This window comes from Kitasatospora sp. NPDC058046 (genome assembly GCF_042885595.1).
Lineage (GTDB): Bacteria > Actinomycetota > Actinomycetes > Streptomycetales > Streptomycetaceae > Kitasatospora.
This window is the reverse complement of the sequence record NZ_JBHVRS010000019.1, coordinates 74,445-101,030: the sequence shown is the minus strand read 5'-3', so window position 1 is coordinate 101,030 and position 26,586 is coordinate 74,445. Positions and strand designations below refer to the sequence as shown.

Sequence of the window (26,586 nt, the reverse complement as noted above, 5' to 3'; positions counted from 1 at the left end):
ATGTCGACGGACCACGCTTCGTCAGGCCGCAAACCGACAAGCCACGGCCCGGCGGACCGCGCTTCGGCGGGGCCCGCGGGCTTCACCCGGCGGGCGCTGCTCGGCACCGCCGGGGCCGGGCTGCTGGTCGGGGCCGGCGCGGGCGTCGCCGGGGCGGTCGCCTACGACCGTCCCGACCGGAGCGGCCGGGCCGCGGCCGGCCCGGGCGGCGCGCTGGGCGCGGCCCGGGTGCCGTTCCGCGGCGAGCACCAGGCCGGGATCACCGACCCGCCGCAGGCCAGGGTCCAGCTGGCCGCCTTCGACCTGGCCGAGGGCGTCGGCCGGGACGGGCTGCGCACCCTGCTCCAGCGCTGGACGAAGGCGGCCGACCGGCTGACCGCCGGGGAGCCGTCCGAGGAGTTCGACAACCAGGTCGCGCTGGACGCCGGGCCCTGCTCGCTCACCGTCACGGTCGGCTTCGGCGCCACGCTGTTCGACAAGGCCGGGCTGGCCGACCGCCGCCCGCCCGGGCTCGCACCGCTGCCCGCCTTCCCCGGCGACGCGCTCGACCCGGCCCGCGGCGACGGCGACCTGTTCGTCCAGATCGGCGCGGACGACGCCCTGGTCGCGGTGCACGCCCTGCGGGTGCTCCAGCGGCTGGCGGCCGGTACGGCGGCGCTGCGCTGGCAGTCGGCCGGCTTCGCCCGCACCCCCGGCGCCGCCGCCCAACCGGTGACCGGGCGCAACCTGATGGGCCAGATCGACGGCACCAACAACCCCCGGCCGGACGAGGACGGCTTCGCCGCCAAGGTGTTCTGCGCCGCCGGTGGCGACCAGCCGGCCTGGCTGGCCGGCGGCTCGTACCTGGTGTTCCGGCGGATCCGGATGCTGCTGGACAACTGGGAGGCGCTGCCGGTGGACCGGCAGGAACGGGTGATCGGGCGGCGCAAGTCGGACGGCGCCCCGCTCGGCGCGCCCGCCGGGGCCGGCGAGCGCTCCCCGGTCGACCTCACCGCGCAGGGCCCGGACGGCACCCTGGCGATCCCCGCCGACGCGCACATCCGGGTCGCCGCCCCGGCGGCCAACGGCGGGGCGGCGATGCTGCGGCGCGGCTTCTCGTACCACGACGGGCTGCTGCCGGACGGCTCACCGGACGCCGGGCTGCTCTTCCTCGCCTTCCAGAACGACCCGGGCAAGGGCTTCACCCCCGTGCAGCGCAAGCTCTCCCGGGGCGACGGCCTCTCCCGCTTCCTGCGGCACGAGGCGAGCGGCCTGTACGCGCTGCCGCCGGGCGCGCCGCCCGGCGGCTACCTCGGCCGGCAGCTGCTGGAGGGGTAGTTCCCCGGACGGTTCCCCGGGGGTCCGACCACGGACCCCCGGGATCCACCGCCGCGGTCCCGGCCACTGGAACGCTTGGCCGCCGGGGCCGTTGAATCGTTAGGGTGACTGCTTCGGCACACCCTGCCCGCGCAGTACCCCGGAACCCCACGGAGGCGTCATGTCGGCCACCCGCTACACCTACCTCGGACCGGCCGGCACGTTCACCGAGGCGGCCCTGCACACCCTGCCCGAGGCGGCGACCCGGGAGCTGGTGCCGCTGTCCTCGGTGGCGCTGGCGCTGGACGCGGTGCGCGGCGGGGAGGCGGCCGGGGCGTTCGTCCCGATCGAGAACTCGGTGGAGGGCGCGGTCACCGCGACCAACGACGAACTCGCCTCCGGCACACCGCTGATGATCTACCGTGAGGTGCTGCTGCCGATCACCTTCGCGCTGCTGGTGCGGCCGGGCACCGAGCTGTCCGGGATCAAGACGGTGACCAGCCACCCGGTGGCCCAGCCGCAGGTGCGGCGCTGGCTGGCGGCCAATCTGCCGGAGGCGGACTGGGAGTCGGCGGCCTCCAACGCGGACGGCGCCCGGCTGGTCGCCGAGGGCCGCTACGACGGCGCGTTCGCGGGCGAGTTCGCGGCGCCGATCTACGGGCTGGAGCCGCTGGTCAAGGAGATCGCGGACGCGAAGAGCGCGGCCACCCGGTTCGTCCTGGTCGGCCGCCCGGGGCGGGTCTCCTCGCCGACCGGCGCGGACAAGACCTCGATGGTGGTCTGGCTGCCGGACGACCACCCGGGCGCGCTGCTGGAACTGCTCCAGGAGTTCGCGGTGCGCGGGGTCAACCTGATGCGGATCGAGTCCCGCCCGACCGGCGAGGGCATGGGCAGCTACTGCTTCCTGATCGACTGCGAGGGGCACCTGTCCGAGCGCCGGGTCGGCGAGGCGATGATGGGGCTCAAGCGGATCTGCCCGCAGGTGCGGTACCTCGGCTCCTATCCGCGCGCCGACCGGCAGGAGTCCACCCACCGCCGACCGGGGACCTCGGACGGGGATTTCACCTCGGCGGCGGACTGGCTCTCCCGCGCGCTCGACGGCCGCGGGGACATCTGAGCTTCTCCTCGAGTCCTTCCGGACTTTTCCGACTGTTTTCGCCCGGCCCGGGCGGCCCGGGCGGGTGACCGCACCGTCGTCCACAGGGGCCGTCGGGGCCGGAGACCGCTGTCCACAGGGCTCCCCGCTGTCCACAGCCCGGAGTTATCCACAGGCCTGGGGACGAGTCGACAAACCGGTATAGCCATTGCCCAGACCCGGTCGGACCATCGGTTTGCGTCGCAGAGATGACCAATCGGACCAGAGTCACCCGGTTGCCAGCAAATCACCCGTCCGAGTGCTTCAATTCCCTCACCCGAGAAGGTTGATTGAGGTTTGAAACCTCAATTCCCTGGTTCGTTCACGCGGAAGGCAATCCTCCCCTTTGATCCACAGGCCCGGGGCCCGGCCTGTGGATAACCCGGCGGCGGAGAGTTCCCCACAGGAGTTATCCACAGGCGCGGGCGAGTTATCCCCAGGGAAAAAGCCGTACCGGTGGAGGAACGGTCTCCCGGTACGCTTGGGCCTGTGATTGACCTTCGCCTGCTCCGTGAGGACCCTGACCGAGTGCGCGCCTCGCAGCGCGTCCGTGGCGAGGACGTCGACCTGGTCGACGCCCTCCTCTCCGCCGATGAGCGGCGCCGGTCCTCGGGCAGCCGCTTCGACGAACTGCGCAGCGAGCAGCGGGTGCTCGGCAAGCAGGTCGCCCAGGCCAAGGGCGACGAGAAGGCCGCCCTGCTCCAGCGCACCAAGGACCTGGCCGCCGAGGTCAAGGCCGCCGACGCCGAGCAGGGAGCGGCCAAGGAGGAGGCCGACCGCCTGCTCCGCTCCCTGGCGAACCTCATCGACCCGGCCGCCCCGGTCGGCGGCGAGGAGGACTTCGTCACCCTCGAGGAGATCGGCACCCCGCGCGACTTCGCCGCCGAGGGCTTCGAGCCCCGCGACCACGTCGAGCTCGGCCAGATCCTCGGCGCGATCGACACCGAGCGCGGCGCCAAGGTCGCCGGTGCCCGCTCCTACTACCTGACCGGCGTCGGCGCGCTGCTGGAGCTCGCCCTGGTCAACATGGCGATCGCCCAGGCCACCGCGGCCGGCTTCATCCCGATGATCACCCCGACCCTGGTCCGCCCGGCCGCCATGGACGGCACCGGCTTCCTCGGCCAGGCCGCCGAGAACGTGTACCACCTCGCCGAGGACGACCGGTACCTGGTCGGCACCAGCGAGGTCCCGCTCGCGGCGTACCACATGGACGAGATCCTCGACGCCGACAAGCTGCCGCTGCGCTACGCCGGCTACTCGTCCTGCTTCCGCCGCGAGGCCGGCACCTACGGCAAGGACACCCGCGGCATCATCCGCGTCCACCAGTTCGAGAAGGTGGAGATGTTCGTCTACACCACTCCCGAGGACGCGGAGAACGAGCACCGGCGCCTGCTCCAGTGGGAGAAGGACTTCCTCAACGCGCTGGAGCTGCCGTACCGGGTGATCGACGTCGCCTCCGGCGACCTCGGCGCCTCGGCCGCGCGCAAGTTCGACATCGAGGCGTGGATCCCCACCCAGGGCAAGTACCGCGAGGTCACCTCGACCTCCAACACCACCGAGTACCAGGCCCGCCGGCTGTCGATCCGGATGCGCGAGGAGGGCAAGACCCGCCCGCTCGCCACCCTGAACGGCACCCTGGTCGCCGTCCCGCGCACCATCGTGGCGATCCTGGAGAACCACCAGCAGGCCGACGGCTCGGTCGTCGTGCCCGAGGCGCTGCGGCCGTACCTCGGCGGACGGACCGTCCTCGAGCCGGTCAAGTAAGCCGGCCCGCCCAGCACCACCTGCGACACTCCCGGGAGACGTACGGCCCATGAGCACCACCAGCCCCAGCCCCGTCTCCCCCGACGGTGGCGACCTGCCCTACCGGCTGGTCGCCACCGACCTCGACGGCACCCTGCTCACCAGCGGGGAGAGCGTCTCCGAGCGCACCCGCGCCGCCCTGGCCGCGGCCACCGGCGCGGGCGCGCTGCACATCATCGTCACCGGGCGCTCCGCGGTCTGGGCCCGCCCGGTCTTCGACGAGATCGGCTACACCGGGATAGCGGTCTGCGGCCAGGGCGCCCAGGTGTACGACGCCGGCGCGCACAAGCTGCTCACCTCGCTCACCCTGGACCGGCGGCTCGCCGCGCTCGCGATCGAGAAGATCGAGGCCGAGACCGGCCCGCTGGCCATCGCCGCCAACCAGGACGGCCTCGACGGCCAGGTGCTGGCCGGCCCCGGCTACGAGCTACTGATCGGCTCCGACCTGCCGGTCGTCCGGGTCGACCGCGGCGGGCTGTACGACTCCCCGCTCAGCAAGCTGTACATCCAGCACCACGCCCTCACCGACGACGCCCTCGCCGAGGCCGCCCGCCGCGCCGCCGGCGACCTGGTCGGCGTGGTGATGGCCGGCGCCGGCGTGGTCGAGCTGCTCCCGCTCGGCCTCTCCAAGGCCACCGGCCTGGCCGTCGCCGCCCGCCGCCTGGGCGTCCGCGCCGCCGACACCATCGCCTTCGGCGACATGCCCAACGACGTCCCGATGTTCGGCTGGGCCGCCCACGGCGTCGCCATGGCCAACGCCCACGAGGAGCTCCTCGCCGTCGCCGACACCGTCACCACCAGCAACGACGAGGACGGCGTCGCCGCGGTCCTGGAGCACCTCTACCCGCAGCGCTGACACCTCCGGCGCGGCCCTTGTGCGCCGTGCTCCGGGCTCGCACACCCCGTAACCCCGCCCGAAGCCGGAGAACCGCCGGCGCTCGGGCCATCCGCTGCGGCCTTCCGCCCCGCGCAGTTCCCCGCGCCCCTGCTGGGGCGCGGGGATTTGGTGCCTGCGGAGGAGACGCACCCGGGGGTCCGGGGCGGGGCCCAAGGCGGGGACGCAGGGCGCGGGGAGGAACCCGCCCCTGGGCCCTGGGCCCCGGGTTCGGGGCCGGAGGGGCTGTCGGCGGCGGGTGGGGTGAGGCCGATCGGGGGATTCAGGGGCTGGTCAGGGGTGGGTTGTAGGATGACCGGGCAAGCGGTTGTAGGATGACCGACGACTGGTTTCGGCGTGTGCGGTGGCAAGGGAGGTCCGGCATGAGCGGCGGTTTGCAGGCGGCCGGGCGGCGTTCCCTGGTGGACACCGCGATCGAGCAGTTGCGGGAGCAGCTGGCGGGTGGGGCGTGGCCGGTGGGGTCGCGGATTCCCACCGAGCACGAGCTGGCCGAGCAGCTGCGCGTCGGGCGGAACACCGTGCGGGAGGCGATCCGGGTGCTGGTGCACGCCGGGATGCTGGTCTCCCGGCAGGGCGAGGGGACGTTCGTCCGCTCCACCAGCGACCCGGCGTCCGTGCTGCGCGGCGTCCAGCGCTCCGGCATCCGGGACGTCCTGGAGGTCCGTGCGGCGCTGGAGACCGAGGGCGCCCGGCTGGCCGCGCTGCGGCACACCCCCGAGGACGTCCGGCGGATGCGCGCCGCCCTGGCCCGTGAGGCCGAGGTGTTCGCGGCGCACCCCGAGCGGGCGAGCCGCGAGGCCACCGTCGAGCACGACCTGGAGTTCCACACCGCCGTCGTCGAGGCCGCGCACAACCCCGCGCTGGCCGAGGTGTACCGCTACTTCGGTGCCTCCGTCCGCGAGGCGATGACCTCCGCCTTCGGCGACCACGACATGCCCGAGGCGGTCGTGGCCACCCACGAGGCGCTGGTCGACGCGATCGAGAGCGGTGACCCGGACCGGGCCGAGGCGGCGTGTCGTGCGCTGCTCGCCGGCCCGACCGCGGCCGTCGAGCAGCTGCTCGCGGCCATCGCGGCCCGGAAGTAGGACGGCGCGAGCCTCCCTTCCGCCGTCCGCTTCCCCCGCACATTCACGAAAGAACAGCACACCCATGGCCGTCACCCGTGCCCAGCAGCCGGTTGTCACCGCTCCTGCCCCGCTCCCCGGCCGCGTCCGGCTGGCCCATCCGCTGCTGCTGCTGACCGGCATCGTGCTGGTCGCGCTGAACATGCGCGCCTGTCTGGCCGCGGTCTCCCCGATGGTCGGCGAGATCCAGCGGACCTTCGGCCTCTCCGCCACCGCGAGCGGTCTGATCACCACCGTCCCGGTGCTGTTCCAGGGCGTCGGCGCCCCGCTCACCCCCCGGCTGACCCGCCGTTTCGGCGCCGAGCGGGTGGTGCTCGGCGCGGTGCTGGTGCTGGGTGCGGGCGTGCTGCTGCGGGTGCTGCCCTCGGTGGCGGCCCTGTACGCGGGCTGCGTGGTGATCGGCGTGGCGATCGCGGTGCTGAACGTGTCGATGCCGGGCCTGGTCAAGCGCGAGTTCCCGGACCGCGCGGCCACCATGACCGGCGTCTACTCGACCACCATGCTGGTCGGCGCCACGCTCGCGGCCGGCACCTCCGTCCCGCTGGAGCACGCGCTCGGCGGCGGCTGGCGGGCCTCGCTCGGCGCCTGGTCGCTGCTCGCGCTGGTCGCGGCGGTGGCCTGGCTGCCGCAGGTGCTGCGCTCCCGCCAGGAGCGGCAGGGGGCGGTGGCCGCGGCCGCCGCGCCGGCCAAGCCGATCGAGGGCATCTGGAAGTCCGCGCTGGCCTGGCAGATCAGCCTCTTCATGGGCATCTCGTCGCTGCTGGTCTACACCCTGGTCGCGTGGATGCCGACGATCCTGGCCGAGCACGGCATGGACCGCGGCCAGGCCGGTCTGGTCTTCGCCTTCTCCAACCTGGTGCAGGTGGCGGGCGCCTTCCTGGTGCCGCTGATGGCCGGCCGGATGACCAGCCAGCGCGCGCTGGCGGTGGTCATGGTCGCCCTGAACGGGCTGGGCATCGCGATGCTGCTGGTCGCGCCGGTCTCCGCCGCGTGGGTGTCGGCGACGATCCTGGGTGTGGCCCAGGGCGGTTCGCTGGGCCTGGGCCTGGCGTTCATCGTGCTGCGCACGAACACCGCGGCCGGTGCCGCCCAGCTGGGCGGGATGTCGCAGGCGATCGGCTACCTGGTCGCGGCGGCCGGCCCGGTCGGCGCGGGTGCGCTGCGCCAGCTGACCGGCGGCTGGGAGACCCCCCTGGTGCTGATGCTGGTGCTGGTCCTGGTGGTCGGCGCGGCCGGCTGGGGCGCGGGCCGCAACCGCACCCTCTGAACCGACCGCGCGCCCGTACGGCCCCGCACAAACGGTGAGCCCCGGACACCCTCACAGGTGTCCGGGGCTCACCGCTTTGTGCCGTACGGGGCTCACTCCTCGCCGGCGAGGGTCATCCCGGCCAGCTTCACCGAGGCGAGCACCGTCGCCGCGACGGTGACCACCAGCAGCAGCGGCACGGCCGCTCCGAGCGAGACGTCCGAGCTGATCGCGTTCTGTCCCGCCACCGCCTCGGCCACCGAGCGGCCCCACTGCTGGATGCTCAGCGTCCGGGCGCCCTCGACGAAGTTGCCGACCGTCGACTCCCAGATCAGGGCGTACGCCAGACCGGCCACGACCGCGTGCCGGGTGACCACGCCGAGCAGCAGGAACAGCGCGCTGTACGCGGCCCCGGCGACCAGCACGGCCACGGTGTAGCCGAGCGCCACGCCGTCCTGGGTGCCGACCAGCAGCAGCCCGGCCAGCAGCGTCGGGACGACCGAGAACAGCCAGGTGACGCCGATCGCGACGACCAGCTTGGTGGTCACGATCCGCCACCGGGGCAGCGGCTTGGCGAGCAGGTAGACGATCGAGCCGTCGTCGATCTCGTTGGCGATCACCCCGGTGCCGACCACCAGTCCGAGGATCGGGATCAGGGTGCCGAGGCCGAGGGCGCCGAGGATGTTGTTGGCCATGTCGTGCGGGTCGGCGCTGGACACGCTCGCGACGGCCGCGACGACCAGCAGCAGGGCGGGGGCCACCAGCAGCAGCAGGCCGCGGCGGCGCCCCAGCAGCCCGCGCAGGGTCAGCCTGGCGACGGTGGGGTTCATGGTCGGTCGGCCCCTTCCTGGGCAACAACGGTCCTGGCGGCAGCGGTCCCGCCGACAGTGGTCCTGCCGACGGCGCTCACGCGGAGACCAGGTAGGAGAAGACGCTCTCCAGCGATTCGTCCGCCGGGGAGACGGTGTACAGCCGGATGCCGGCCTCCCGGGCGACCCTGGGCAGCAGGGTGGTGAAGCCCTGGAAGTTCACCGCTTCGATCCGCAGCGCCCGCTCCCGTTCGTCCACCTCGATGCCGCTGGTCGAGCCGTCGGCGATCAGCGCGGCGGCGAGCCGGCGGTCGTCGCTGGAGCGGACCAGGTAGCGGTGCGGGCGGTCGGTCATCAGCCGGCGGATCTTGCGGAAGTCGCCCGAGGCGGCGTGCCGTCCGGCGACCACCACCTCGATGTGCCGGGCCAGCTGCTCGACCTCCTCCAGGATGTGGGAGGAGAACAGCACCGTCCGGCCGTCGGCGCCGAAGCGGCGCAGCAGGTCCATCAGCTGGAGCCGCTGGCGCGGGTCCATACCGTTGAAGGGCTCGTCGAGCAGCAGGACGGACGGGTCGTGGACCAGCGCGGAGGCCATCTTGACCCGCTGCTTCATGCCCTTGGAGTAGGTGCCGGTGCGGCGGTCCTTGGCGTAGTCCATCTCCACCAGGTCCAGCGCCCGGCGGGCGGCGGCGCCCGGCTGGGGCAGGCCGTGCAGTTCGGCGTTGGCGAGGACGAACTCCCAGCCGGTCAGGTAGTCGTACATCGACTCCCGCTCCGGCACCAGGCCGATCTGCTTGTACACCTGCTGGTTGCGCCAGATCGGCGCGCCGTCCAGGGTGACGGAGCCGCTGGAGGGGGCCAGGAAGCCGCTCATCATGTGGATGAGGGTGGACTTGCCCGCCCCGTTGGGACCGAGCAGGCCGGTGATGCCGGGGCCGATGGTCATGGTGATGTCGTTGACCGCGACCACGTTCCCGAACCAGCGGGAGACCTTGTCGATGCTGATGGTGGCCATGCCGCCCTCTCAGACGTTCCGGTAGCGGCGCAGCAGCAGCCGGTACGAGCCGACCACCATGGCCACCGCGACGAGCGCGAACACCGCCAGACCGAGGCCGCCCGGGGCGTGCCGGCGGTCGAAGCCGTCGCCGAGCCCGAACAGCTCGTTGACCAGGGACTCCACCAGGTCGGTGGGCGAGATCAGCGACATCCACTGCGGGGCGTCGGAGCCGGTCGTGCTGCGGTTGCTGATCCCGACCGCGGCCGCTCCCAGCGCGGCGCTGACCGCCAGGTAGCCCATGATGGCGGCCACGCCGAAGCCGCGGCGCGGGGTGGCGGCCGCGATCACCACGGCCACCGAGGTCGGCACCAGGGCGTACAGCACGGCCGCGACCAGGCCGTACAGGAAGTGCGCGGTGTTGTGCCCGAAGTCCATCCCGGCGAGCAGCGCGCCGATGTACAGCACCAGCAACGGGGATGCCATCAGCAGCAGTTGGGCGCAGACCATGGCGCCGAACTTGGCCCGGACGTAGTCGGTGCGGGTGATCGGGCGGGAGAAGTACAGGGGGACGGTCTGGTAGCGCAGGTCCCGGGAGAGCAGGACCGGCGCCTGGGAGGCGAGGAAGACCGAGATCACCAGGCTGAAGATGGAGAGGTAGCCCGCGTACTCGACCGGCAGCTCGTCGCGCTTCATCACGACCGAGACCGCCACGAAGATCAGCGCGGGCACGGTGATCACGCCCAGCACCAGCATCGGCAGCACCTTGGACTTGCCGGAGCGGCCGAGGCCGTACGCGGCGCGCAGGCTCTGGGTGAAGAGCGCGCGGGTGGCGTAGCTGCGGCCGAGCCGGGGGCCGGTGTAGCCGCGGTAGCCGATGTCGTGGATGACGCCGGTGTCGGCGGACCTGGTCTCAGGAGGCAGCGGCATCGTTCGTCCCTCCCTTGCTCTGCTCGGTGTCCTGGGCGTCGGTGAAGAGCTCGGCGACCCGGTGCCGGCGCTGCTCCAGCCGGACCAGGCCGAGGCCGAGTCCGGCGACGGCGTCGCGGATGGTGTCGTACGTCGACTCGTCGGCCAGCCGGACCAGCAGCAGGTGCGAGCCCTCGGGCTGGACGGACAGTCCGGCCGCGGCGAGCCGCTCGCGGACCGCCGGACCCGGCTCGCGGCCGTGGTCCTCCGGGAAGTCGCCGACCTCGACCGCGAGCACGGCCGTCGCCTCGGTGAAGGAGGCGGTGGAGGAGGAGCGCAGCAGCTTGCCGCCGTCGATCACGACCAGGTGGTCGCAGGTCCGCTCCAGCTCGCCGAGCAGGTGGGTGGTGACCAGCACCGAGATGCCGAAGTCGGTGTGCACCCGGCGGATCAGCGCCAGCATCTCGTCCCGGCCGGCCGGGTCGAGGCCGTTGGTCGGCTCGTCCAGCAGCACCAGTTTCGGGTCGTGCACCAGCGCCTGGGCGAGTTTGACCCGCTGCTTCATGCCGGTCGAGTAGCCGCCCATCGGGCGGTACCGCTCCTCGTACAGGCCGACGTGCCGCAGGGTGTCCGCGGTGCGCTCACGGGCGGCGGTGGCGGGCAGGCCCGCCATCCGCGCCATGTGCACCACGAACTCCGTCGCGGAGACGTCCGGTGGCAGGCAGTCGTGCTCGGGCATGTAGCCGACCTGCGCGCGGATCTCGGAGCCCTGGGTGGCGACGTCCAGGCCGAGGACCTCGCCGCGGCCGGAGGTCGCCGGGGCGAGCCCGAGCAGGATCTTGATGAGAGTGGACTTGCCCGCGCCGTTGGCCCCGACCAGACCGACCACACCCGGCCGCACCTCGACGGTGAGCTGGTCGAGCGCGGTGACACGGGGATACCTCTTGGTGAGGCCGTCCGTCTTGATGACAGCTGTGGACACGGGACCAAACGTAACGGCCTTGTGCGGTACGGGTCATGAGCTGGAATGACGAGGCCGTCTGCTGCTGCGGTATGACGTCGGAGCCCCTCACCCCTAGGGGTTAGAAAAAGCGGAATCCACCTGTACCCTTTGTCGGATCTCTTTACACACTTGCCTGACTCTTTGCCAACGGGGGTGCCGGAGCAGCGCCCCGGCACGGAGGGGGACGATCGACATGTCTGATCGGGCGACCGCGTTCGACCGGATGATGAACCCTTGGGCCTACGACGCGGACGGGAACCTGACCGACTCGGCCCGCGCCCGGGAAGCGGCCCGCACACAGCTCAACTCGGCCTCGGCGTCCGGCGGCGGAGGCGGGGGCGGGGGCGGCTTCAGCGCCGACACCAACGCGCTCACCACCGCGGGGAACAACTCCGACCAGATCCACGCCCGCCTCAACACCGAGGGCCGGGGCGCCGACGAGGCCACCGCCAAGGTGTCCACCTCGCTGGCCAATTGGAGCACCGGCAAGGCCGCGGCGGGCGCCGCCGGCACCTGGGACCAGTGCGTCGCCGCCCTCGGCGGCACCATCGGGCAGACCACCCAGGCGCTGCGCGCCACCGCCGCCAACTACCGGCAGAACGAGTCGGCCGTCCAGCACGACCTCGGCAACTGAGAGGACCACCGAGATGGTCGACTTCCACGAGCTCAGCACCGCCGACTTCGGCGTCCTGGACACCGCCGCCACCGCCTGGACCACCGTCGCCCAGAAGCTCCACGCGATGGACGGCGACTGGGACACCACGGTGATCGCCCAGGTCGACTCCGCCTGCTGGAGCGGCCCCGCCGCCGACCAGGCCCGCCCCGGCCTCCAGCGCACCAACGAGCAGCTGACCGCCGCCGTCACCGAGGCCAACGCCTTCGCCTCGATCTTCACCGAGGCGTCCACCGAGTTCAAGGCCGCGAAGACCAAGCTGGACAAGGCGGTCACCGACGCCCGGACGGCCGGGCTGACCGTCACCGAGAACGGCACCGTGAGCTGGCCCCCGGCCGACAACGCCACCCGGCACGACTACGAGGCCCTCCGGGACTACCAGAAGGAGTGGGGCGACAAGGCGGAGGCCGCCCGCAAGGCGATCGACTCCGCCGTCGCCGAGGCCACCGCCGCCGACGAGCGGATCGCCTGGGCGCTGCGCTCCGACAGCATGACGGACGGTCAGAAGTCCTTCAACGGCAAGGCCATCGGCGGCGGCCCGGAGGCCGACGGCCGGCGCGCCGCCCAGCTCGCGGCCCGGGGCGGGGACATCACCGAGCCCGAACTCACCGAGCTGAACTCGCTGTTGGCCTCGCACGGCAACGACCCGAAGTTCGCCACCACGTTCTACCAGGACCTCGGCCCGGACGGCCTGATCAAGTCCTGGAACAGCATGGTCGGCGACCCGGCGCACCCCCGTGACGACAAGGACCCGCGCTGGAAGGCCTACCAGGACCTCCAGAAGAACCTCGGACTCGGCCTGGCCACCGCCACCCGCACCACCAACGAGCCGCACCTGTCCGACGAGTGGGCCGCCGCGCTGCGCAAGGCCGGCTCCCAGCCGGTCTGGGACAAGCCGTACCGGGCCTCCGGCCTGGACTACGTGCCGTACGGCTACCAGGTGCTCTCCGGCATCCTGATGAACGGGAACTACGACGCCCACTTCATCGACCCGATCGCCGAGCACGTCACCCAGCTCGACACCCAGGACCGGTACTGGCCGGCCCCGATGCCCGGCTCCAGGATCCAGGGCTTCAACCTGACCGGCGGCGACGAGGCGGGCTCCGGCTTCCGCCCCACCACGGCCATCCTGGAGGCGCTCGCGCACAGCCCGGACGCGGCCAACAGGTTCTTCACCGAGCAGCCGACCGCCTACAACCAGGACGGCACGGTCAACCAGGGCGGCAAGCCGAAGCCCTCGGACTACTTCTCCTACTACTCCCACGACAAGGACTGGATCCCGGACACCACCTCCCGGGACTCCAAGGTGTGGGACGCGAGCAAGCAGGCCGGTCCGGCCGCCTTCGGCCGCGCCCTGGAGGCCGCCACCACCGGCCACCCGTACGACGAGCCGGGCCCCGTCCCGCCGGACCGGCACACCACCGAGCAGGCCGACCTGATGAAGCGGGTCGTGGACACCTTCGGCCGGCACGGCGACGACGGGGCGCTGGACGACATCAAGGGCGACGGCAAGCTCGCCGCCATGCGGGGCAGCCTCGGGCACATGACCGCCGAGTACATCGGCGACGTGCAGAACTCGCTCTCCCACGGCACCGACCTGCCGGTCAACGGCTCCCCGGCCTCCCTCGACGCCTCCTCCGTCGCCGGGCTGCTCGACGCCCTCGGCCGCGACCCGGACGCCTACGGCGCGGTGGCCAACGCCAACCAGGCGTACACCACCGCCCTCATCCGCGGCCACCTGGACAGCGGGCAGACCGACTTCGCCCGGCTGGAGTCGGACATCAAGCACAACGCCGAGTCCGGCGGCGTCGTCAGCGGCTACCTCAACCAGGCCCGCATCGACGAGGTGCACAACGAACACGCCGCCTCCGACAAGGAGTTCAACGACGCGCTGGAGAAGAACGTCGGCTACGGCAAGGACGCCTTCAACGCCGTCATCGGCAGCGTGACCGAGAAGATCCCGCTCGGCGGCGAGATCGCGGACCAGATCGTCGACTCGATCGCCGACAGCGTCATCGAGGCCAACAAGAAGGACACCACCGAGGACGGGCGCCAGGAGAGCCGCAACCACACCGCCGAGGCCGAGGGCCGGGTGGCGAGGGGGGCCGACCAGGCGGTCCGGGACGCCGGCAGCGGCACCGGGATCGCCCGCCAGGACATCGACCGGCTCGCCAACAGCGCCCGCGACAGCGCGCTCCAGGGCATGTCGCGCGGGACGGCGAACAACTCGTCCACCAACGCGAAGGGCGACGCGTGAGCGGGTCCGGAGCCGGGCCCGCGGCCCGCTGGGCCCGGCTCCTCGCGGACCGCTGGGCCGGGCGCCTGCACGACCCACTGCTGCTGCCCGCCGTGCTGGTCGTGGCGGTGGCCGCCGCCGGGTTCGTCGGCTACCGGGACTGGCAGGGCCACCGCCCGTCCGAGCCCCCCGGCCGGTCCGCCCACCTCTGCCGCCTGCCCACCGGCGCCGACACCCCGCTCGGACGGCTGCTGCCGCCCGGTGACCAGGACTCCGAGGAGCGGACCAGCTCCGGCGTCCGCGACACCGACCAGCAGAGCTGCGCCGTCCGGATCGACGGCCGCGCCGTGCTCACCCTCACCGCCGTCCGGCGCGAGGGGGAACTCGCCCTGGCCGCCGCGGAGGCCACCCGCCCGGACGCCCGCCCGCTCGACCTGCCCGGCCTGTCCGCGGCCTGGCCGGGCGGCGCCACCGCGGCCCAGTACTGCGTGACCGGGCCCAGCGGCTACGTCGAGGTGCGGGTCACCGCCGGGGAGGCGGCCCGCGCCGACGGGGCGGACGGCCGACAGGCGCTCGAAGAGGTCACCCGCGCCGCGCTGGCGGCGAAGACGAAGGAGCTCTGCCGGTGAAGCACCCCCGGGCCCTGATCGCGGGCGGGTCCGCGCTGCTGCTCGGCGGCGGCCTGCTCGGCTGGCACCTCTACCTCGACCACACCGCCTACCGGCCGCCGGCCGTCGCCCTGTCGCACGGCGAGTGCCGCGGCCTGCTCGACGACCCGGCCGTCACCGGGCTGCTCGGCGGCGCCCCCCGGGTCTTCGTGGAGACGGCCTACCGGGCGGCGACCCCCGACGCCCCGGCCTCCGTGCGCTGCTCGGTCAACGGCGGGGACGGCCGGCTGCTGACCGCCGAGGCGTCGTTCGGCGGCGTGCTCTCCGGCGGCGACAGCCTCGGCGCGGTGGGCTTCGAGTGCACCGTGGACGGCCGGCGCACCGGCTACCGCGCCGTCCTCAGGCTCACCGGCAAGGACGGGAAGCTCCTCCCGGACGGGCCCGGCCGCAAGCGGATGGGCGAGGCCGCCCGCGGCTTCGCCGAGCGCGCCGCCGGGCAGCAGCTCGGCTGCGCGGGCGGCGCCGAGCGGCTCGACGTGGTGTGAGCCGCCCGGCGCCGCTTCCGGCTCGTCGTCAGTCGTCGGATCCCGGTTCAGCCCAGCTGGGCGAGGCCCTCGGTGGCGATCCGTTCGAACACGGTGAGGTCGTTCTCGAAGATCGAGTCCGGGATCGGCCAGTGGATCACCAGCTCGGTGATGCCCACCTCCCGGTAGGTGCCCGCCCAGTCGACGAAGGCGTCCACCGACTGCAGCGGCTTCTCCGCCGTCGACCCCTGGAGCAGCACCTTCTCCAGCGTCCCGGCGTCCCGCCCGACGGCCTCGCAGGCCGCCGTCAGCTTCCCGATCTGCGCGGCGACCACGCCGGGCGCCTCCGCCACCGGCACGTCCGCCGGGCCCTTCGGGTCGCCGTACGTCACCCAGCCCTGCCCGTGCTCGGCGGCCAGCCGCATCCCGCGCGGGCCGGCGGCGGCCACGTAGAACGGCACCCGCGGGGTCTGCACGCAGCCCGGGATGTTCCGCGCCTCGACCGCCGAGTAGTACGTCCCCTCACGGGTGGTGGCGTCGTTGGTCAGCAGCTCGTCCAGCAGCGGCACGAACTCCCCGAACCGGTCCGCCCGCTCCTTCGGCGACCACGCCTCCTGGCCCAGCGCCGTCGCGTCGAAGCCCGTCCCGCCGGCCCCGATGCCCAGCGTGACCCGCCCGCCGGACACGTCGTCCAGCGTGATCAGCTCCTTCGCCAGCGTCACCGGGTGCCGGAAGTTCGGCGAGGTGACCAGCGTGCCGAGGCGCAGCCGCTCGGTGGCGCAGGCGGCCGCCGTCAGCGTCGGCAGCGAGCCGAACCAGGGCTCGTCCTGGAAGGACCGCCAGGACAGGTGGTCGTAGGTGTACGCGGTGTGGAAGCCGAGTTCCTCGGCCCGCCGCCAGGTCTTCTGCCCCTCGCTCCACCGGTGGACGGGGAGGATCACGGTGCTCAGTCGCATGCCCCCGACCCTACGTCCGCGCGGCGCGGTCACGGGTGCGGGCGGGTGCGCTGGGCGGGGAGGGACGGGGCGGAGGTGCGGCGGGCGAGGTCGGCGAGGGTGTGGAAGAGGACGTCGCCGAGCAGGACCGGGTCGCGCGAGGCTTCGGGTGCCCGCGGCGCTTCGGTGGCCTGCGGGTCGCGGGTGTCGGGGCGGGCGGTCGGGGGCGGCTGGTCACGGAGCTGGCGTGTGGGCATGGCTCTTCCTGCCGACGGGGTTGCCGTGGGCAGTCATGCCCGCCGTGGTCGGCCGAACACCCCGGGTACGGGCGGATCGGCCGGAAACGGCGCATGAAGGGCTTGATCACTGCGGGGGCGTCCGCAGGCCGCGGACCCGGGCCGGTGCCCCGGCCGCGCCGATGGGCGAAGATGGACCGGTGACCGAATCCCGCACCGCGCCCCGCCTCATCGCCACCGACCTGGACGGCACCCTGCTCTGCTCCGGCGGCACCGTCACCGACCGCACCGCCGCGGCGCTGGCGGCGGCCGAGGCGGCCGGGGTGCGGGTGGTGTTCGTGACCGGGCGGCCGCCGCGCTGGATGCGGCAGGTGAGCCCGCACATCGGCGGCCACGGGGTGGCGATCTGCTCCAACGGCGGCGCGGTGGTGGACGTGCGGCGCGGCGAGCTGCTGGAGACCTTCCCGCTGCCGGTGGAGACCACCCTGGCGGTGGTCGAGACGCTGCGGGCCGCGCTGCCCGGCACCGCGTTCGCCTTCGAGTACCCGGGCGGCTGGGCCCGCGAGGCCGGCTACGCGGTGCCGATGTGGGGCGACGAGATGGAGCACGAGGTCGGCCCGGCGGAGGAGCTGCTGGGGGCCGGCGGGTCGGTCCGGGGCCTGTTCAAGCTGCTGGCCAAGCACCCGGACCTCGACCCGGACAAGTTCCTCGCCGAGGCCAGGGCGGCGGCCGGGCACCTGGCCGAGATCACCCGCTCCGCGTCGATCCCGCTGCTGGAGATCAGCGCGCCCGGCGTCACCAAGGCCAGCACGCTGGCCCGCTGGTGCGCCGGGCACGGGATCGACCGGAGCGAGGTGGTGGCCTTCGGCGACATGCCGAACGACCTGGAGATGCTGGCCTGGGCCGGCACCGCGTACGCCGTTGCCAACGCGCACCCGCAGGTGCTGGCGGCGGTGCCGCTGCACACCGTGAGCAACGAGCAGGACGGCGTCGCGGCGGTGCTGGAGGAGCTGCTCGGGCTCGGCTGAACCCGGGGCTCCTCCAGCCGGTCGGTGCTCAGCCGAAGCGGCCGTTGACGTAGTCCGAGGTCCGCTGGTCGCGCGGGCTGCCGAAGATCTGCCCGGTCGGCCCGGCCTCGACGATCCGCCCCGGGGTGTCGTGGGTGGCCAGGAAGAACGCGCAGGTCTGCGAGACGCGCTGGGCCTGCTGCATGTTGTGGGTGACGATCACGATGGTGAGCCGCCCGCGCAGTTCGGCGATGGTCTCCTCGACCCGGCGGGTGGAGGTCGGGTCGAGCGCGGAGCACGGCTCGTCCATCAGCAGGATGTCCGGCGAGACGGCCAACGACCGTGCGATGCACAGGCGTTGCTGCTGGCCGCCGGAGAGCGCCCCGCCCGGGGTGTGCAGCCGGGTGGACACCTCGTCCCAGAGCCCGGCCCGGCGCAGGCTGGTCTCCACCAGGTGCTGGCGCTCCTCCTTGGAGACCTTGATCCCGGCCAGCTTGAGCCCGCTGGAGACGTTGTCCTGGATGGACATCGCCGGGAACGGGTTGGGCCGCTGGAACACCATGCCGATCCGGCGCCGCACCTCGGCGGGCCGGCGGCCGGGCCGGTAGACGTCGTCGCCGTCCAGCAGCACCTCGCCGGCGAGGGCGGCGCCGCGCACCATCTCGTGCATCCGGTTGAGGATCCGCAGGTAGGTGGACTTGCCGCAGCCGGACGGGCCGATCAGCGCGGTGACCTCGCCGGCCGGCATCGCCAGCGAGACCCGCTCCAGCACCTTGCGGCTGCCGAACCAGGCGGAGACCTCCCGGGTCTCCAGCCCGGCGAGCGGCCCGCCGTCGGGGTGGCCGTCCGCGTCCTGCCCGTACGGCTGGTCCGCGTACGGCTCGGGGGCGACCGGGGGGAGGGTGATGGTGTCGGCGACCGGGTCGGTCGGTGAGAACTCGGCCTGCGGGGTGTCGGTCAGTGGTGCGTCGGTCATCGGAACGGTCCTCCGGGCGCGCGTCAGTAGAGGTTGGGCAGCAGGGCGGCGGCGTTCTCGTAGACCGCCCAGAGCAGCGCGCCGACCACCGGCGCGAGGCTCAGGTAGGCGGCCGAGCGCCGCCAGTACCGGGCCAGCACCAGGGCGCCGGCCACCGCGCCGAGCAGGCCGAGCGACCAGAGCTGGAGGGTGGCCAGCGCGCCCTTGTCCGCGGCCAGCGCCTTGTCGTACGGGACGGTGGCGGGCCGGCGGCCGGGGTTCTGTTCCGGGTCGCCGTCCAGCCGGGCGCCGATCAGCACGGTGGAGCCGGGGATCCAGTCGGAGTCGCCGGTGACCAGCACCATCCGGTTGCCGGCCGCCGGGTCGACGATCGGGTGGTCGCCGTCGCCGTACACGTTGACGGTGTAGCTGAACTTGCCCTGGCCGGTGGTGGTCTCGATCTTGTCGCCGACCCGCAGCTTGGACAGGTCGGCGAACGGCGCGCCGAAGGTGGCGCCGCGGCCGAAGAGCACGGTGACCCCGCGCTGGCCGGGCAGCGCGGTGTCCCGGCGGTGGCCGGGGCCGCGCATCAGGTCCCGGCCGGTGGTGCCCTCGACCACCACGGCCTGGTGCAGACCGATCGCCGGGATGTCCAGCAGCGCCACCGGGGCGCCGTCGGCGGCCGCGCCGGTCGGGGCGACCGCCCGGGCCAGCTGGTCGCGGAAGGTCTTGTACCCGGTGGACTGGTAGTGCCGCTGCTGGACGTGCGACAGCGTGAACAGGTACCCGACGAAGCCGAGCACCAGCGCGGCCGCCAGGCTGACCGCCCAGGCGCCCTGGAGGAACCGCCGCCGCCCGGGGGAGACGGCGGGCCGGACCGGGGCGTCGGACGCGGCGGGGGCGGCGGGGGCGGCCGGCTGCGCCGGGGCGCTCCGCTCGACCGGCTTCTCCAGCACCGGGGCCGTCACGAGGTGCCGCCCGAGCCGTTGCGGCGGCGCAGCAGGCGGCGGCCGAGCAGCGGCGGGACGAGCACCACGGCGAGCAGTTCCAGCGCGGTGAGGGAGGACAGCATCCAGTCCTCGGGCTTGCCGCTGATCTCGACCACGTTGGCGGCCACCTCGGTGGCGGCGCCGCCGCGGCCGCGGGCGACCACCTGGCCGGTCTGCGGGTCGATCACGTCCTCGGTGCCGTCACCGGCGCCGGGCGCGTTCGGGTCGCCGCCGGCCGCTCCGGCGGCGTTCGGGTCGCCGGCACCGCTGGCCGTACCCGCGCCGCCGGTGCCGCCCGCCGCACCGCCGGTACCGGTGCCCCCGGTGCCACCGGACCCGCCGGTGCCGCCGGAGCCGCCCGCCGCACCGCCGGAGCCGCCGGCCGCGCCGCCGGAACCGCCCGAGCCGGAGCCGGTCTTGACGGGCTGGCCGTCCTTCACGGTGCAGTCCAGCGGGCTGCCCGCCTTGTCGCAGGGGCTCGGCATCGGGGCGTTCTTGAGGACGGTCAGCTCCCCGGCCGAGTTGAAGGTCGGGTTGGCGCAGTTGGCGAGGGTGTCGGGGTCGACCGGGCTGGCGTTGCCGGGGATGTTCCTGGTCTGCAGCAGACCGCCCTTGACCAGGCCGCGCGGGATCGGCGAGTAGCCGAGGTCGTCCGCCTTGCCCTGGCCCTCGCACAGCACGTAGGAGAGGAAGCGGCTGAGCGCGGAGCCCTTGTCGTTGTTGAAGCGCGGCGGCGGGGGTGCCGAGGCTCCGGCGCGCGGCACGATCAGGTAGCTGTAGCTGGAGATCGGGTAGGCGCGCGGGTCGTCCATGGTGTAGACGCCGTCGAGGTTCTGCTGCAGGTAGTTCGGGTCGTTCGCGGGGGTGCCGTCGTCCACGCCGCGGATCTTGGCGGCGGTGAGCGCGACGGCGACGTTGGAGGCGGTCGGCAGCGCGTAGTAGCCGGCCTGGTTGAGCACCTTCACGACCGGCCAGTTGCTGCGCTTGGCGAAGGCGTACTCGTCGTAGCCGATGGTGCCGACGTTGGTCGGGGACTTGATGTAGCCGGCCACCACGTCGGAGCCGTTCTGCGCGGTCATCCGGCCGGAGGGCGGGAAGAACTCGGTGTAGTCACCGCAGCTCACGCCGTTGACGGACTTGCAGTAGGCGTCCCACTGGTCCTTGTGGGTGTGCTCCATCCAGCGGGTGAACTGCGCGGTGGCGCCGGAGCCGTCGGAGCGGACCACCGGGGTGATCGGCAGGCTGGGCAGCGGCTTGCCGTAGTCGTTGGTGATCTTCGGGTCGTTCCAGTTGGTGATCTTGTTGGTGAAGATGTCCACGACGGTCTGCGGGGAGAGCCGCAGGTCGCGGACCTGCTTGCCGCCGACCACCAGGTTGTACATGAAGGTGGTGCCGCCCGCGGTGATCGGGACGTAGGAGAAGCCCCAGGTGGGCTTCTCCGCGCTTCCGGTCCCGGACGCCTGGCCGCCCTGCCCCACCCCGCTGTCCTGCCCCGAGCGGAACGGCACGTCCGAGGCCGTGAAGTCGTCCTGCCCGTTCGACCAGGCGGTGCGGCCGGCCGCGGAGCCGACCGGGCTGAAGTTGATCTGGATGCCCTGCGGGGAGACGTCCTGCCGCCACTGGTCGATGGCAGGACCGGCCCAACTGGAGCCGTCCGCGCTCAGCGAGACGGAGGCCGCGAACGCCGGGGACTGCCCCAGCAGCGGGGAGGCCGCCGCGAGCATCAGGGACATCGTCCCCGCCAGCAGCCGGGCCACGGAGCGACTGAGGCCCCTGGACATGTGAACTCCTCTGGTACGGAGGGTGGTTGGTCTGGACATCAGTGCTTCGCCTGCGAGTGGAGGGCGTACGGACGGGCGATGCCCCCGAGGGCGGCCGCCTCCTGGCGGCGGGCCTCCCGGTTGATCCGGCGCTTCTGGGCGCGGGTCAGCTGCCCGGGACGGCGGCCGCCGAGCATGCGCGCGGTGACGAAGAGGATCAGCACCACGGCCATCAGGGTCAGGCCGGCCGCGAAGCCGCGCGCGATCATCCCGTCGTACGGCTGCTTGACGTAGTTCCAGATGTACAGCGGCAGCGACACCTGCTGCGCGTCGAACGGGCTGGCGTTGAACCGCGGGGTGAAGCCGGAGGTGAGCAGCACCGGCGAGGTCTCGCCGACGCCGCGCGCCATGCCGAGCACCACCGCGGTCACCAGACCGGGCCGGGCGGTCGGCAGCACCACGTTCCACACCGTGCGCCACTGGCTGCCGCCGAGCGCGTAGGAGGCCTCCCGCAGGGTGCCGGGCACCAGCCGGATGACCACCTCGGCGGCCCGGGTGACGATCGGCATCATCATCACGGTGAGCGCGAGCGAGGCCGCGAAGCCGCTCTTCTCGAAGCCGAAGGTGAGGATCACGATGCCGTAGACGAACAGGCCGGCCACGATGGACGGCAGCGCCGTCATCGCCTCGACCAGGGTGCGCACCGGGCGGGCCGCCCGGCCGCCGACCTCGGACATGAAGACGGCCGCCGCGATGCCCAGCGGAACGGCGAACAGGGAGGCCAGGCCCAGCTGTTCGAGCGAACCGACGATCGCGTTGAGCGCGCCGCCGGAGGTGAGCGGGTCGAGCGGGCCGGTGCGCTCCATCGACTCGGTGAAGAAGTTGAGGTGCTGGGCCGCCTCCCAGCCCCGGCTGGCGACGTAGCCGATCTGGTCGGCGGTCAGCGCGACCACCAGCAGCCCGGAGCTCCAGGCGACCACGGCGACCAGCCGGTCCCGCACCATCATCGGGTTCCACTGGAGCCGGCCGAGCAGGTAGTAGCCGGCCAGGAAGAGCAGGTACCAGCAGAGCAGGAAGCCGAAGGCGCCGCTGAACGGCAGCACCCGCTCGTAGAGCACCCAGTCCAGCGCGAGCGAGCCGACCGCCGCACCCGCCACGGTGAGGACGTCGTCGCGGGTGACGCCGCCGATCCGCAGCTTCTTCTCGGGGCCCGGGGTCCCGGCCGCGGCGGGCCCGGCGGGCCCGGGGGACGCGGGGGGCGAGGGCTCGCCGGCGGGCCCGGACGCCGCGACCGGCGGCAGGTCGAGCGTGGTCATCGGATGGTCCCTTCACGGTGCGGACGGCTGCGTGCCCTGTGGGCGGACTGACGGTCGGTCATGCTCAGTCCGCCGTCGCGGCGCCGGAGCGCGAGCGGTTGATGACGATCCCGGCCAGCACGTTGACCAGCAGGGTGAGCGCGAACAGCACCAGACCGGCGGCCATCAGCGCGGAGAGCGACAGCGCGTCCGACTCGCCGAAGCGCAGCGCGATCAGCGCGGAGATCGAGTTGGCGCCGTTCTCCAGGATGTGGGTGATGGCCTTGAAGTTCGGCGAGATGATCAGCGCGACGGCGATCGTCTCGCCCATCGCCCGGCCGAAGCCCAGCATCACCGCGCCGATGACCCCGCCCTTGCCGAACGGCAGGACGACCGCGCGGACCATCCCCCACCGGGTCGAGCCGAGCGCGTACGCGCCCTCCCGCTCGCCCTGCGGGGCCTGGGAGAACACCTCCCGGCTGAGCGAGGTCACGATCGGGATGATCATCAGGGAGACCACCACGCCGGCGATGAAGGTCGACGAGGTGTACGAGGTGCCGATGTCGCCGGTCCGCACCTTGAGGAAGGGGATGTACTCCCCCAGGTGGTTGGCCAGCCAGCGGACGAAGCCGATGATCCGCGGCTGCAGGAAGAACAGGCCCCACAGGCCGTAGACGATGCTGGGGATGGCCGCCATCAGGTCGATCAGCGAGACCAGGGCGGCCCGCAGCCGCACCGGGGCGTACTCGGAGATGAAGATCGCGGTGCCGATCGCCACCGGGACGGCGATGACCAGCGCGATCACCGCGATCAGCAGGCCGTTGGGCAGGACGGCGGCGATGCCGAAGTTGTGGGCGGCGGTCTGCCACTTCTGCTCGGTCAGGAAGGACAGGCCGACGGCGCGCAGCGCGTCGGAGCCGCGCAGGATCAGGAAGAAGGCGATCAGTCCCATGATCGCGAAGACCGAGAAGCCGGCCAGCCGCAGCACGCCGCGGAACACCCGGTCGCCCGGGGTCGCGGGGGAGGTGATCGTGCGGGGCACGTCCTGGTCGGGCCCGTGGTCGGGTTGGCGTGGTGCCCCGGCGTACGGTGCCGCGGGCTCGGCGGCGGATGTCATGGTGTGCTCTCCGTGCTCGGGAACGGGCGTGCTCGGTGAGGGACCGGGGCGCTGCCTCGGCGGGAGGGAAAGCGCTCGGCGGGGCCGGAACGGCGGCCCCGCCGAGCGCGGGTTCCTACTTGCGGCGCAGTCGCGACCACTGGGCGCGGGCGCCGGTCAGCACCTTCGCCCCGGCCGGGGTACCGCCCAGGACCAGCGCGGCCGGTCCTCCGACCAGCAGCACCAGGCCGGCGATCAGCGCGACGGGCAGCAGCAGGCGGGCGGTGCCGGGACGGTCGGGCACCGGGGTGCCGACCGGGGCCGCGGCGATCGCGTTGCCGGAGGGCGCGGCGCCCGCGCCGGGCTTGGCGCCGCCGGCCGCGCCGGGAGCCGCGGCACCGCCGGCCGTGCCGGTCCCGGTGGAGCCGGTGCCGGAGAGGCCGCCGCCGGACAGGCCGTCGGAGGAGCCGAAGCCGGTGCCGCCGGAGTTGCCGTCGGCGGTGGTGCCGCCGGTGCCGGAGCTGCTCACCGGGGTGGTGCCGTCGCCCGTGCCGCCGGAGCCGGAGGAACCGTTGCCGCTCTCCGGGGTGCCCGGCTCGCCGCCGGGCGGAGGGGCGGTCTGGTTGCCGGGCAGCTTGCCGTCCTGGGCCGCGACGTGCTGCACGGCCTCCTGGGCCTGCTGCCGCTGGGCGCCGGTCAGCGCGAGGTAGCCCTGGGCGAGCTGGCCCGGCGCGAGGCCGTAGGTCTGGCCGTCGGTGGTCACGGTCTTGAGGAACTGCGAGATCGACGCGGCCTTCTCGGCGGGCACGCCGCCGGTCGGCACCATCGCGTACTGCACCGCGGTCAGCGGGTACGCCCGCTGGTCACGCGAGAACGCGGTGTCCGGCGTGCCGTAGGGCAGCTGCTGGACCCCGGTGGCGGCGTCGGTCGGCATGTCGCCGACGGCGGCCTGGAAGCCGGCCGTGCCGGGCGACACGAAGGAGCCGGCCGGGTTGAGCAGCGAGGCCTCGGGGAGCGAGAAGGCCTTGGCCTGGCCGGTGTCCATGATGGCGAGCAGCGACCGCTGGCCGGGGATCTGCGTGGCACAGGCCTTGTGGCTGCCGTCCGACTCGGTGTTCGGCTGCTGGCAGTTCGGCTGGTACTGCATCAGGTTGCGCGCGACCCGCCCGAGACCGTCGAGCGAGGGGTTCCACTCGTACTGCTTCCAGTGCTTGAAGTCGACTCCGGCACTGCCCTGCGCGGGCCCGGAGTAGTCCTGGACCTGGAACGCCTCCGCCGGGTAGCCGGCGAACTTCGGCTTCAGGTAGAAGCTGTCGACGCGCATGCCCCACTGGTCCGGCTCACCGTCGAGGAAGCGGCTCGCGTCCGGATCGGCGGCGAACCACGAGGTCAGCTGGTAGGTGAAGTCGGTGGTGCCGCCGGGGACACCGGGGTAGATCGTCAGGGTGCCGCCGCAACTCGTCGGCCAGTGGATCCCGTTGGCCGCCGTCTCCGGGTTCAGCTGCTTGAACTCGGGGTCGGTGAACAGGCAGTTCGGGTTGCCGGCCACCGAGGGGATGCTCGTCCCCGGTGAGGCGTAGGACTGGGTGAGCAGCTTGGCGACCAGCCGGGCGTTCAGCTTCATGTCGCGGATCTGCCGCCCGGTCTTCGGGTCGTCGATCAGGTACGTGACCGAGATGCCGGTCGTCGCGAGCGGGGCGTAGACGTACGGACGGGTGGGCGGCGAGCGGTCGGGCCGCGCCGTCAGCGCGACCTCCGTGCTGCTGCTGCCCCCCAGGAACGCGGCACGGGCCTGCGGCTCACCACCGGAGGGGACGTAGCCCACGGTCATCGGCGAGTCGCCCAGGCACAGGCCGGCCCGCCACTGCTGCATGGCCCGGTTGGCCATCTCCAGACCGGCGGCACCGAAGGCCTGGTTGCTCACCGTGCAGGAGTCCGCCGTGGGCGCGAAGGACAGCGGGACCACCGTCCGGTGCTGCCAGGCGCACTGCTCGCTGGTCCGGTTGCCCGTCTTCCAGTTCTGGTTGCCGGGGGTCATGATCCCGTCGGCGGCGGTGTAGGCGTCCGGGTCGGCGTCCAGGTCGTGGAACTCGCAGTCGGCCTTGCCGTCGAGGACCTGGAAGAGGTCCAGCGGGTCGCCGCCGTAGTTCGGCTCGACCACCAGGGAACAGGGGTGGGTCGCGTCACAGCCGAGCGTGGAGCTCTCCTTCGCGCTCCACACCTCGATCGAGGCGGCGCCCGAGCCGTCCGGACCGGTGGAGGCGATCACCTGGTTGGTGGGCCACTCCGGCACCTCCGTGCGCGTCGGCCGGGGCGGCTGCTCGAAGCCCTTCGTCCGGTCGCCGCCGTAGAGGGTGCTGCCGTAACAGTCCGTCACTGCCGGGTCGGTGCCCCGGCACTGGTAGATCCGCACCGCGTAGAGGATGTGGGTCGACAGCGACTGTGCCGTCGGCGCGGGATCGTTGGACCCCAGGTAGACCGTCGGGGTGAAGCCGCTCCAGGACACCTGGAGGACCTGGTTGGTCAGGTTGGCCGTCTGGGAGACGGTCACGCTTCCCGGCTGGCCGTACTGCTTGGTGGCCGGAAGCCAGACCTTCGGGCCCGGGACGGTCACCGCCGAGTCGGCGTGCGCCTGTGGCGCCGCGCCCAACCCGATCGGAATGACGGCGAGCGCCGCCACCACGGCCTTGGCGAGGACCAGGGCCGGTAGTCGACGGCGCCACCTCCCTGGGCCTCTCGGGTCGGGTACGCGGTTTCTCATGGCGAGGCCTCCGGGAGATGCGGGCCGCCGGGGGAGGCGGCACGAGGGCGTCGATCGCGCTGGGGACGGACGGTTCCGTGCGTACTATTCGGCCAGTCGGACATGGCGGGATCCGGTCGACCAGATGTACGAGACCACAACGCGACGACTCCGTACCGGAGTTGGGAACTCCGCAAGCGGCGGGGCCCCCCCCCGGGGCGGGGCCCCCCGCCCGGGGGTGAGAAAAGCGGGGGCGGGTACCGGGGGGTGAGTGGGGCGGGGGGGAGGGGACCCGGGGCGTGGCGAGATGTGGGGCCG

At 73.3% G+C, this 26,586-nt stretch carries 23 protein-coding genes; 11 read left to right on the top strand and 12 right to left on the bottom strand.

The features are described from left to right. The 6 genes from efeB to ACFVU7_RS31615 all read left to right on the top strand — a co-directional run bounded on the left by efeB (position 1) and on the right by ACFVU7_RS31615 (position 7,520). Entirely contained in the window at positions 1–1,317 is a 1,317-nt protein-coding gene (gene efeB / locus ACFVU7_RS31640; protein WP_388048491.1) for an iron uptake transporter deferrochelatase/peroxidase subunit, read from the top strand. A 160-nt stretch (positions 1,318–1,477) separates the two neighbouring features. Then, positions 1,478–2,413, top strand: coding sequence for a prephenate dehydratase (gene pheA, locus ACFVU7_RS31635; RefSeq protein WP_049652857.1), 936 nt, complete (start codon positions 1,478–1,480; stop codon positions 2,411–2,413). 507 nt (positions 2,414–2,920) lie between these two features. After that, positions 2,921–4,195: a serine--tRNA ligase gene (serS, locus tag ACFVU7_RS31630; protein WP_074002021.1), complete on the top strand. Its 1,275-nt coding sequence runs from the start codon at positions 2,921–2,923 to the stop codon at positions 4,193–4,195. Between the two features lie 49 nt (positions 4,196–4,244). Beyond that, positions 4,245–5,090: an HAD family hydrolase gene (locus tag ACFVU7_RS31625; RefSeq protein ID WP_388048490.1), complete on the top strand. Its 846-nt coding sequence runs from the start codon at positions 4,245–4,247 to the stop codon at positions 5,088–5,090. Positions 5,091–5,491: 401 nt separating this feature from the next. Further along, a complete protein-coding gene (locus ACFVU7_RS31620) occupies positions 5,492–6,214 on the top strand; it encodes a FadR/GntR family transcriptional regulator (RefSeq protein WP_049652863.1) in 723 nt (240 codons plus the stop codon). 64 nt (positions 6,215–6,278) lie between these two features. Next, a complete protein-coding gene (locus tag ACFVU7_RS31615) occupies positions 6,279–7,520 on the top strand; it encodes an MFS transporter (protein WP_049652865.1) in 1,242 nt (413 codons plus the stop codon). 92 nt (positions 7,521–7,612) lie between these two features. Here ACFVU7_RS31615 and ACFVU7_RS31610 read toward each other — a convergent pair whose 3' ends face one another. The 4 genes from ACFVU7_RS31610 to ACFVU7_RS31595 all read right to left on the bottom strand — a co-directional run bounded on the left by ACFVU7_RS31610 (position 7,613) and on the right by ACFVU7_RS31595 (position 11,193). Next, complete coding sequence (locus tag ACFVU7_RS31610) at positions 7,613–8,329, bottom strand: ABC transporter permease (protein ID WP_049652868.1); 717 nt, start codon at positions 8,327–8,329, stop codon at positions 7,613–7,615. A 76-nt stretch (positions 8,330–8,405) separates the two neighbouring features. Next, on the bottom strand, positions 8,406–9,323 hold the full coding sequence (locus ACFVU7_RS31605; RefSeq protein ID WP_049652871.1) for an ABC transporter ATP-binding protein: 918 nt from the start codon (positions 9,321–9,323) through the stop codon (positions 8,406–8,408). Positions 9,324–9,332: 9 nt separating this feature from the next. Next, entirely contained in the window at positions 9,333–10,232 is a 900-nt protein-coding gene (locus ACFVU7_RS31600) for an ABC transporter permease (RefSeq protein WP_074002019.1), read from the bottom strand. Beyond that, a complete protein-coding gene (locus ACFVU7_RS31595; protein WP_049652877.1) occupies positions 10,216–11,193 on the bottom strand; it encodes an ABC transporter ATP-binding protein in 978 nt (325 codons plus the stop codon). Before ACFVU7_RS31595 ends, ACFVU7_RS31600 begins: the two co-directional genes overlap by 17 nt. A 214-nt stretch (positions 11,194–11,407) precedes the next feature. On the opposite strand from ACFVU7_RS31595, the gene ACFVU7_RS31590 reads away from it, so the two are divergent. From ACFVU7_RS31590 to ACFVU7_RS31575, 4 genes are read left to right on the top strand one after another with little or no spacing between them, the layout of a single operon-like run. Beyond that, complete coding sequence (locus tag ACFVU7_RS31590) at positions 11,408–11,848, top strand: hypothetical protein (protein ID WP_074002018.1); 441 nt, start codon at positions 11,408–11,410, stop codon at positions 11,846–11,848. 13 nt (positions 11,849–11,861) lie between these two features. Further along, the gene (locus ACFVU7_RS31585) at positions 11,862–14,144 is read left to right on the top strand and encodes a hypothetical protein (protein ID WP_388048487.1); all 2,283 of its coding nucleotides are present in this window, start codon (positions 11,862–11,864) and stop codon (positions 14,142–14,144) included. Then, positions 14,141–14,752 carry a hypothetical protein gene (locus ACFVU7_RS31580; RefSeq protein WP_388048485.1) on the top strand — a complete coding sequence of 204 codons (612 nt, stop codon included), beginning with the start codon at positions 14,141–14,143 and terminating at the stop codon, positions 14,750–14,752. The genes ACFVU7_RS31585 and ACFVU7_RS31580 overlap by 4 nt, the downstream gene beginning before the upstream one ends. Next, complete coding sequence (locus ACFVU7_RS31575; RefSeq protein WP_117488865.1) at positions 14,749–15,276, top strand: hypothetical protein; 528 nt, start codon at positions 14,749–14,751, stop codon at positions 15,274–15,276. The genes ACFVU7_RS31580 and ACFVU7_RS31575 overlap by 4 nt, the downstream gene beginning before the upstream one ends. 47 nt (positions 15,277–15,323) lie before the next feature. On the opposite strand, the gene ACFVU7_RS31570 is transcribed toward ACFVU7_RS31575, so the two are convergent. Then, positions 15,324–16,211, bottom strand: coding sequence for an LLM class flavin-dependent oxidoreductase (locus tag ACFVU7_RS31570; RefSeq protein WP_074002014.1), 888 nt, complete (start codon positions 16,209–16,211; stop codon positions 15,324–15,326). Positions 16,212–16,240: 29 nt separating this feature from the next. After that, positions 16,241–16,447: a hypothetical protein gene (locus ACFVU7_RS31565; protein WP_380780131.1), complete on the bottom strand. Its 207-nt coding sequence runs from the start codon at positions 16,445–16,447 to the stop codon at positions 16,241–16,243. 161 nt (positions 16,448–16,608) lie between these two features. Here ACFVU7_RS31565 and ACFVU7_RS31560 point away from each other — a divergent pair, with 161 nt between their 5' ends. After that, positions 16,609–17,454 carry an HAD family hydrolase gene (locus tag ACFVU7_RS31560; RefSeq protein ID WP_074002012.1) on the top strand — a complete coding sequence of 282 codons (846 nt, stop codon included), beginning with the start codon at positions 16,609–16,611 and terminating at the stop codon, positions 17,452–17,454. Positions 17,455–17,482: 28 nt separating this feature from the next. Here ACFVU7_RS31560 and ACFVU7_RS31555 read toward each other — a convergent pair whose 3' ends face one another. From ACFVU7_RS31555 to ACFVU7_RS31530, 6 genes are all read right to left on the bottom strand, one after another. Continuing rightward, positions 17,483–18,409 carry a phosphate ABC transporter ATP-binding protein gene (locus ACFVU7_RS31555; RefSeq protein WP_388048483.1) on the bottom strand — a complete coding sequence of 309 codons (927 nt, stop codon included), beginning with the start codon at positions 18,407–18,409 and terminating at the stop codon, positions 17,483–17,485. A 23-nt stretch (positions 18,410–18,432) separates the two neighbouring features. Then, positions 18,433–19,356 carry a sortase gene (locus tag ACFVU7_RS31550; protein ID WP_380744332.1) on the bottom strand — a complete coding sequence of 308 codons (924 nt, stop codon included), beginning with the start codon at positions 19,354–19,356 and terminating at the stop codon, positions 18,433–18,435. Next, positions 19,353–21,158 (bottom strand): phosphate ABC transporter substrate-binding protein PstS, encoded by a 1,806-nt coding sequence (locus tag ACFVU7_RS31545; protein ID WP_388048481.1) that lies wholly within the window; start codon positions 21,156–21,158, stop codon positions 19,353–19,355. Before ACFVU7_RS31545 ends, ACFVU7_RS31550 begins: the two co-directional genes overlap by 4 nt. Positions 21,159–21,196: 38 nt before the next feature. Further along, entirely contained in the window at positions 21,197–22,453 is a 1,257-nt protein-coding gene (pstA, locus tag ACFVU7_RS31540) for a phosphate ABC transporter permease PstA (protein ID WP_117488857.1), read from the bottom strand. A 64-nt stretch (positions 22,454–22,517) separates the two neighbouring features. Further along, the gene (gene pstC / locus ACFVU7_RS31535) at positions 22,518–23,549 is read right to left on the bottom strand and encodes a phosphate ABC transporter permease subunit PstC (protein ID WP_049661130.1); all 1,032 of its coding nucleotides are present in this window, start codon (positions 23,547–23,549) and stop codon (positions 22,518–22,520) included. Between the two features lie 115 nt (positions 23,550–23,664). Next, complete coding sequence (locus ACFVU7_RS31530) at positions 23,665–26,289, bottom strand: hypothetical protein (RefSeq protein WP_387828170.1); 2,625 nt, start codon at positions 26,287–26,289, stop codon at positions 23,665–23,667. Between the last annotated feature and the right edge of the window lie 297 nt (positions 26,290–26,586).

Coding starts and splice junctions, on each gene's coding strand:
- pstA (WP_117488857.1), bottom strand. CDS start 22,453: ATGACCACGCTCGACCTGCCGCCGGTCGCGGCGTCCGGGCCCGCCGGC.
- ACFVU7_RS31565 (WP_380780131.1), bottom strand. CDS start 16,447: ATGCCCACACGCCAGCTCCGTGACCAGCCGCCCCCGACCGCCCGCCCC.
- ACFVU7_RS31620 (WP_049652863.1), top strand. CDS start 5,492: ATGAGCGGCGGTTTGCAGGCGGCCGGGCGGCGTTCCCTGGTGGACACC.
- ACFVU7_RS31555 (WP_388048483.1), bottom strand. CDS start 18,409: ATGACCGACGCACCACTGACCGACACCCCGCAGGCCGAGTTCTCACCG.
- ACFVU7_RS31570 (WP_074002014.1), bottom strand. CDS start 16,211: ATGCGACTGAGCACCGTGATCCTCCCCGTCCACCGGTGGAGCGAGGGG.
- pstC (WP_049661130.1), bottom strand. CDS start 23,549: ATGACATCCGCCGCCGAGCCCGCGGCACCGTACGCCGGGGCACCACGC.
- ACFVU7_RS31545 (WP_388048481.1), bottom strand. CDS start 21,158: ATGTCCAGGGGCCTCAGTCGCTCCGTGGCCCGGCTGCTGGCGGGGACG.
- ACFVU7_RS31610 (WP_049652868.1), bottom strand. CDS start 8,329: ATGAACCCCACCGTCGCCAGGCTGACCCTGCGCGGGCTGCTGGGGCGC.
- pheA (WP_049652857.1), top strand. CDS start 1,478: ATGTCGGCCACCCGCTACACCTACCTCGGACCGGCCGGCACGTTCACC.
- ACFVU7_RS31615 (WP_049652865.1), top strand. CDS start 6,279: ATGGCCGTCACCCGTGCCCAGCAGCCGGTTGTCACCGCTCCTGCCCCG.
- ACFVU7_RS31625 (WP_388048490.1), top strand. CDS start 4,245: ATGAGCACCACCAGCCCCAGCCCCGTCTCCCCCGACGGTGGCGACCTG.
- ACFVU7_RS31530 (WP_387828170.1), bottom strand. CDS start 26,289: ATGAGAAACCGCGTACCCGACCCGAGAGGCCCAGGGAGGTGGCGCCGT.
- ACFVU7_RS31605 (WP_049652871.1), bottom strand. CDS start 9,323: ATGGCCACCATCAGCATCGACAAGGTCTCCCGCTGGTTCGGGAACGTG.
- ACFVU7_RS31585 (WP_388048487.1), top strand. CDS start 11,862: ATGGTCGACTTCCACGAGCTCAGCACCGCCGACTTCGGCGTCCTGGAC.
- ACFVU7_RS31600 (WP_074002019.1), bottom strand. CDS start 10,232: ATGCCGCTGCCTCCTGAGACCAGGTCCGCCGACACCGGCGTCATCCAC.
- efeB (WP_388048491.1), top strand. CDS start 1: ATGTCGACGGACCACGCTTCGTCAGGCCGCAAACCGACAAGCCACGGC.
- ACFVU7_RS31560 (WP_074002012.1), top strand. CDS start 16,609: ATGGGCGAAGATGGACCGGTGACCGAATCCCGCACCGCGCCCCGCCTC.
- ACFVU7_RS31590 (WP_074002018.1), top strand. CDS start 11,408: ATGTCTGATCGGGCGACCGCGTTCGACCGGATGATGAACCCTTGGGCC.